Here is a 6,757-nt window from a genome sequence, read left to right on the forward strand (position 1 = left end):
GGGAGTCTCTCCATCCCCGCCCTCGGGTCACTAATTGTCAGGGGGCGGGTGCCTCAACCCAGGTTGGCAGAGAGGGCTGACGTTGATGCGTCACGCCGGTGATAGCAAAGCAATCACGCTAGCAATCCGACGCATTCTCCGCGCCGGACCCGTCTCGGCAGTCCAACAAGCGGTCGCCGCTATCGACCTCGACAACGCAACGCGGACATCGCTTCTTGCCGACATCGAGGCAGTAGCCGAGGCTGCTGACGTTCTCTCGGCAGCAGATGCGGGACGACACATGCGATGGGCGGTTGACGTGCTATGCGAACCGTCCGCCCTCGAAAGTCGACTCGTCCCAACCTTCGTCATACCGATCGTAGTGCTCGACATGCTCGCAGCTCTTGCGCCCGTCTTGTCTAGCACCGACGTTCGGGTCGTCATTGACCACCTGATCTCACTTCCTGCACAGGAGGACCAATCGATTGCTCATGGCTACGCGCGCATCGTGAGTACCATCGCATCGAGCGAATGGTCAGACGCGGACAAAGCCGCGCTAGCCGAGCGGAACTCAGACAACTTCGAACTGAGCGAAGAACTAGAAAAGGTACTCGCAGCGTCTGATCCGAATCGCCGGATCAGTTTGGAGGAGCGCATCGCAAAAGGACAGCCAGCTGCCCTGGAAGCCTTCGGAGACGTGCGCGACCTTAGTCCGGATACCGTCATCAGGCTAGTCGCAAGCCTCAGCGCAAGCATCGAGAAGGAGATCGCAGAACTGCAGAGTGGTCAAAGCACAGTCAGGACAAGCAGTTTCGGCGGCACGCTTGTGATCATCAATTCGTGGCACCCTGAGCAAGCAAGGTGGGGCCCTATAGTAGACCTCCTCAGTGCCACCAACACGTATACGCGGCATCTACAGAAGCCGCTAGAGTACCTCCGGCGGCTCACCAACGCAGTCCCCGCCGAAGTGGCGGGTCGACTCGAACCAATACTCCGCAGAATCATGGCCAGAGCCACGCAGCGTCACGACGCACTTCTTGTTAATCCCGAAGTACGCGGTGACGCGGCTGCGGCGTTGGAGGCAGTGCGTCCGTTTTCGATCACTGATATCGAATTGTGGGATCTGATGAGCGGCAACGTAAATCAGCGTGTCGGAGCGGTCCTAGTCGTAGCTAGCCGAAGACGGCCCGAGGATTTACATGTCCTAGCCGCGCTCGGTCGTGATTCCGATCCGTGGGTACGCGCCGTGGTCGCAAACCAACTCGCAGAATGGATTGAGAAGGACATCGCGGCGGATCCGGCCAGCGCCTTGCTCCAACGCATTCTTGATAGCGACGGCACTCTTGTAGCCGAAATGGTTGCAGTGCGTTTTGACGGGTCGACCCGAACCCCAGCGATGGACCGCCTAACTACGCAACTTGAAGGTCATGCGTCCGCTTATGTTCGGACCCAGGTAGCTATGTATCGATCCGAAGCGCCAGAGCGCGAAACCTCGGCAGAAAATCAGCGGCCATCTGAAAACATCGACCGGGCCCATTGATCTCGGTTGTCAGCTGCTTCGCCTTAATACCTGGGTCTCAACAAGCGCCGCGCCAAGTTCGAGCGGGCCCAACCCGTTGTCGTCGGTCCAGTCGGACGCGGCGGTCATGATGTGGTTCGTTAGTTCGGGTATTGCGGCCCGAGGAATCTTGCCCTGAGCTGCGGCTAGTAGCAGCTCAGGAAAAAGAACCCGTTGGTCCACCTGACTTGTCGTGCGCTTAACAAGGGCTGTGATCGATGCCATCTGGTCGCGAGTCGTTGCACCCCACCAAGTCTCGCTTGGGCGAGCCCACCGCAAGATACTGGCCACGATTATGCCGTCGTAGTACGACCTAGCAATCGAATCGAAATCAAACATCGGCAATCTCGGGTCAGTACGCTCGGACTTCTGTCGCGCTGACTGCATCGCCGATCCAACAGCAGCGAATGCGGTAATCGCATCAACCCTTGTGCCGTAGAGTGATTCGTTACGGACGTGCTCTGCAGCCCCAGATCGCAAGCCCCACAAGATTGTACGCGGGTCTGGATAGCCTTGTGTCATTCGCGTCATCCGGGCGTCCCAATCAAAAGGGGACGTCGGGTTGCAGATTCTGAGTCGCTGTTCGCGAAACTGTCTTGCTGCGGTTGTCAACTGCTCCGGAGCAACCTCAGCGAGTAGGTCGGCCTCGTCGCGTAATGGTGACGTCTCAGGAATTAGGGACTTCCACACAGCGATGATGCGCCCTTCGAACGAGGACTTTACGTTCTGCCACTGCCGAAGCGTGGCGGGTCGGGCGTGGATCACGAGACACGATGGTGTGCCTGCAACGTTTTGTGCTGCCCACGACTCTTGAGCGGTGATGAGTAGTTGCCTGAGATTCCAGCCGGAAACCGAAGCTGCGCTAAAGATCAAAGGTTTGCGGTATGCGGACACAGCAGGAATCGATTCCCCAAGCTTGGATTCTGGCACTTCAATGATCGGGACTGAGTGGCCAATCTCGAAGCGATCTTGAATAGCGTGGCAAACTTCATTGAAGCGAGGCAAGTTGCGGTCGAATGCGCTCACCACGATGCAATCGATTTCATTCAATGGCGGAATTTCCACTTCGGGAGCGAACGCTTGGAGCTGGTTGTTCAACGCAACTAAGAAGTCCACTGATTGCCAGAGTCGCCGCACCTCCACCTTTAAGTTCATCAACCCGTCCTTCTCTCGGGCAGCGATCGATGGAGAATGGGAGGGAGGGGATAGCACCTCCACGCTTCCCGAGGCGCTGCAAGCGGTCCAGAGGAGGCGGGTCGCCTTTGCAGCGTGCGTGTCCGGCATCATTAAGTTTGCGTTCGGGAGTGCAACAGCTTCGAACGTTCGTGGATCGATCATCACCACTTGAGCACGGTCAGGGTCGGGTCTGCTGCACGATCAGGTGACAGTTTCGGTCACGCGGCTTGACTGGCCGGTGTGGTCATAATGGCTTCGTATTCGATCGGGGTCAACCGCCCGAGGGCGACCTGGCGGCGGCGCCGGTGATAGGTGCGTTCGATCCAGGTGACGATCGCGATCCGCAGTTCTTCTCGCGTGTTCCAGCGACGGCGATCGAGCACGTTCTTCTGTAGCAGGCTGAAGAAGCTCTCCATGGCGGCGTTGTCGCCGGCTGCACCGACCCGGCCCATCGATCCGACCATCCCGTGATGGTTCAGTGCGTGCACGAATCTCCTTGACCTGAACTGAGATCCGCGATCGGAATGCACGATGCACCCGGCAACTTCACCGCGTCGTGCCACCGCACTACTGAGCGCGGTGGTAGCCAACCGGGACTTCATCCGGGAGTCGATCGAGTACCCGACGATTCGGTTGGAGAACACGTCCTTGATTGCACACAGGTAGAGCTTGCCTTCGCCAGTGCGATGTTCGGTGATATCGCTGAGCCACAACTGATTTGGCCCGGAAGCGGTGAAGTCACGCTCGACAAGATCGTCGTGGACCGGTGGCCCGACCTTCCCGTTCTTGCCGCGCTTCTTGCCAAACACGCTCCACAATCGATTCTGAGAGCAGATCCGCCAGGCGGTGCGCTCGGCCATCGCCTCGCCGGCATCGCGGGCCTCCTCGACCAAGTAGCGATAGCCGAACTCAGGGTCGTCTTTATGGGCGTCGAACAAGGCGTTGGCGCGGTAAGCCTCGATGATCTCGACGTCGGTAATCGGATCGGCGCGCCAGCGGTAGTAGGGCTGGCGGGCGAGCTTGAGTACCCGGCACGTCACCGCCACGGGGATCCCGTCGGCGGCGAGCTCACTTACGAGCGGGTAGATCCTTTTCCCGGCAGGTTGGCCTGCGACAGATAGGCCGCAGCTCGACGCAGGACCTCGTTCTCCTGCTCCAACAACCGATTCCGGCGACGAAGCTCCCGCAGCTCAGACGAGTCACTCGTGCTCTTGCCAGGCTTGGCGCCCTCGTCGATATCGGCTTGGCGCATCCACTTGGTCAGCGTCATCGGGTGCACTCCGAAATCGGTGGCGATCTGCTCGATGGTCACACCGTCGTCGCGGTTGCGGGCGACCCGCACGACATCGTCGCGAAACTCCTGGGGGTAGGGCCTGGGCACAAGGACATCCTTCCAGCTCACCCACGCGGGGCAAGCCAACTCAGATGTCACCTATTCGTGCAGCAGACCCGTCGGCGCATAGTTTGCAGTCACTGCCATAATGTGGGCTCTCGCGTGGAGGAAGCTTGAGCCCGTACCATGTCGTGATTTCGTCGTCGGTGCGGCGAAACCCAGCCTGCTCAGGAGGTAGCGCCTTATCGACGAGCACCACCATCGACCACTCGGTGGCGGACTTGAATACGGTGCGCGCGGTGTCGCACATGATGTCTCGGTAAGTTCCGGAGGCATTGACCGACAGCAATAGGAGTGCTTTGGTCGATTTTCGACCGGCGCGGAGAGCTACGGCAAGGTCGGCTCGTGTGCGTGGGTACTCGTCGAGTACCTCCGTTTGTATTGTGCGCCAGCCGCCTTCGCGAGCTAGGTTTGTCAAGTAGATAGTCAGCGGAATGAGATCGGCAGTGTCCGAGATGATTGTCATCTCGTCAGCCAGTCGGTCCACAAGCCACGTCGCCATCACTCGAACATCTTGTGGGGTTCGAAACGCATCCGACAGCTTTACGAAGACCTCGGAGTGCGTGCCCGACGGAAGGATGTAGTGATAGTTCCTCGGACGCCAAACGCCATGTCCCCAGTCGAGAAGAGCTCGGAACTCGACACGAAGCGCGCGGTCGGTCAATGCCTCTTCGGTAATTGCGTCTGGCACCGACGAACCATGCCAGAAGATCGTTGGTGCCTCGCCGAGGTTAAATCTTATAACTCCGATGTGTCGCGCATGGAAGAGCGCAATCGATGGATGATTTGCGACCTCGGTGATCCAATTGCTAACACGTTCATCATCGCTTGCCCGTGCTTCAGAGTCGAGATTGAAGGCACCGATCTGAGGCCAGCGAAACAGCATGTGGTGCACACGGACCAACGGCGAGTTCTGAAGTGCTCGCGAGACATACTGTGGCTCAACGCTTTCGCCAGCTAGGTCGACGAATAGCAGACCCAGTTCGCTGCCGGGTGCGAGTGTATCGCGGATTGGATGTGCTTGCTCGACAGAGATACGCACGTAGCCGTCTGAATCGTGTGTCATGGCCTAGCGTGAGTAGCATCGGACTGCTGGTTCATGCGCGATGTTGAGAGCGAGAGCACGATTACAGTGCCCTGCACCGAGAGATGCTGCACAGCACGACATTTCGTCGAGGGCTGAACTCCGCTGTGATTGTGTTCGTAGACGACCGTTCCGTTTACCGTTGGACCCGTTGCGGCGAAGACGCTTCCACCGTAGGTGTCGGCGATCCCTCTTACCAGCGCTAGACCTTCGCCACGGCCACGGTGACGGCGAGGCAATGTCCCGGCAAACGCCATCGACACAAGGTCTGAGTCAAACTCTTTGCCGTCTTGTCGCGAGCGGATGCTGGCAGGCATACCAATCCCGTCATCGACGACGCTGATGTAGATCCGGCTGTCTGCTTGAGACTTGCCGGTCGCGTACAGTGAGATTGCGCATTTTCCATCGTATCCAATGCCTGCATGGTCGCGGACATTTTTCAAGAGTTCATTTGTGGCAAAGCTGATATCGCGTAAGACCTTGGCGCGAGCGCCAGCATCATTGAGCCGCACTTTGGAGAGCAATTTGCGGAGCCAGGGATATACGACCGAGTCGACATCCTCGACGGACGAATTTGCTGGCCGCAGGTTAGGATTGAGGAACGCGACGAGATCTGTGCCCAACTCTTCCGGGTGATCCGCGTCATGCTCGCCAGGCAGCGTGAATAGAGTTCTTTCGTAATCCGATGGCCTCCAATCTTGCCGCCATCGGCTCAGCACATCTGGCAAGCCTTGATAGCTCCGGGCGAGACTTACGCCTGGATGGCGCGACAGGGCGAAGAACAACCCCGAACGTGCTAGTTGATGCGTAGCGGACTGGCTCCCAGGCAGCTGTAATGTGATCGATGACAGATCAGCGAGGTGGCCCATCAGCACGTTGGCCAACACGGAACCCCATTGTGGAGACATGCGGTTGGTCCCAAGGCCGGTGACCTTATCCAGAGCCAATGTTATCGAGGGAAGGTTGCCGAGCGATGAGATCTCGTCCGAGATAGCAAGAACATCGTTTACATTCTCCGCGCGGCTGACCTCTACGAACGGAGGCTCATGCTCGCCCATCGTGGACGCGCGATCAGCAGTTCGGGCCATCTAATCTCGTTCGGTCGTGTCGCAGCTTGTTGGGCGGCAACAATACGCCTTCGGCATCTTGGACATGCCACATGGTTTAGATTCGTGCGTCGGTGTGTCGCTTCAGGCTAGCGCGAGCTGCGAGCCGTTGGCGGCCTTCCAAATAAAGCCCTCAATGAGGATGCTGCTCGAAAGTAGCAGTTTCAAAACTCACGCTCCGCCCCGATGTCTCAACACGGGACGCACACGTCGCTGGTCGCCGACAATGCAATGAAGATGCTGGCGCTCTTGCTACAACGCCATTGGCACGGCAAGCGCTTGCTCTGAGTCCGACAGGCCCGACAAGGCCGTTGTCCGCTCGATGGGCGTTGTCAATCTGGGCTCTAGCCAAATTAGACAGCTTCCCCGACAGCATCGATCGTGGGTCGCGTCCTAAAGCCGGTGTAAAAGGGGCCGGGCGTAGGTTCTGCTTCGAGACCGCCAAGTCATCGAAGGAAAGG

The 6,757-nt window shown here is 58.5% G+C and carries 5 protein-coding genes; 1 reads left to right on the plus strand and 4 read right to left on the minus strand.

What is annotated here, in order from left to right; translation table 11 throughout:
- Positions 1–82: 82 nt before the first annotated feature.
- On the plus strand, positions 83–1,519 hold the full coding sequence (locus ACZYZ9_RS26335) for a hypothetical protein (RefSeq protein ID WP_463829092.1): 1,437 nt from the start codon (positions 83–85) through the stop codon (positions 1,517–1,519).
- A gap of 9 nt (positions 1,520–1,528) precedes the next feature.
- Here the strand turns inward: ACZYZ9_RS26335 and ACZYZ9_RS26340 are convergent, their stop codons facing one another.
- The 4 genes from ACZYZ9_RS26340 to ACZYZ9_RS26355 all read right to left on the minus strand — a co-directional run bounded on the left by ACZYZ9_RS26340 (position 1,529) and on the right by ACZYZ9_RS26355 (position 6,278).
- Positions 1,529–2,881 carry a hypothetical protein gene (locus tag ACZYZ9_RS26340; protein ID WP_463829093.1) on the minus strand — a complete coding sequence of 451 codons (1,353 nt, stop codon included), beginning with the start codon at positions 2,879–2,881 and terminating at the stop codon, positions 1,529–1,531.
- A 50-nt stretch (positions 2,882–2,931) separates the two neighbouring features.
- Positions 2,932–4,094, minus strand: a protein-coding gene (locus tag ACZYZ9_RS26345) for an IS3 family transposase (RefSeq protein WP_463829094.1) whose coding sequence is annotated in 2 segments (ribosomal slippage) — positions 2,932–3,807 and positions 3,810–4,094 — 1,161 coding nt in all. Because the reading frame shifts where the segments join, the coding sequence is not laid out codon by codon here.
- Positions 4,095–4,134: 40 nt separating this feature from the next.
- The gene (locus tag ACZYZ9_RS26350; protein ID WP_463829095.1) at positions 4,135–5,172 is read right to left on the minus strand and encodes a hypothetical protein; all 1,038 of its coding nucleotides are present in this window, start codon (positions 5,170–5,172) and stop codon (positions 4,135–4,137) included.
- Positions 5,169–6,278 (minus strand): ATP-binding protein, encoded by a 1,110-nt coding sequence (locus ACZYZ9_RS26355; RefSeq protein ID WP_463829096.1) that lies wholly within the window; start codon positions 6,276–6,278, stop codon positions 5,169–5,171. Before ACZYZ9_RS26355 ends, ACZYZ9_RS26350 begins: the two co-directional genes overlap by 4 nt.
- Between the last annotated feature and the right edge of the window lie 479 nt (positions 6,279–6,757).

The organism is Mycobacterium sp. IDUB_28 (genome assembly GCF_055419285.1).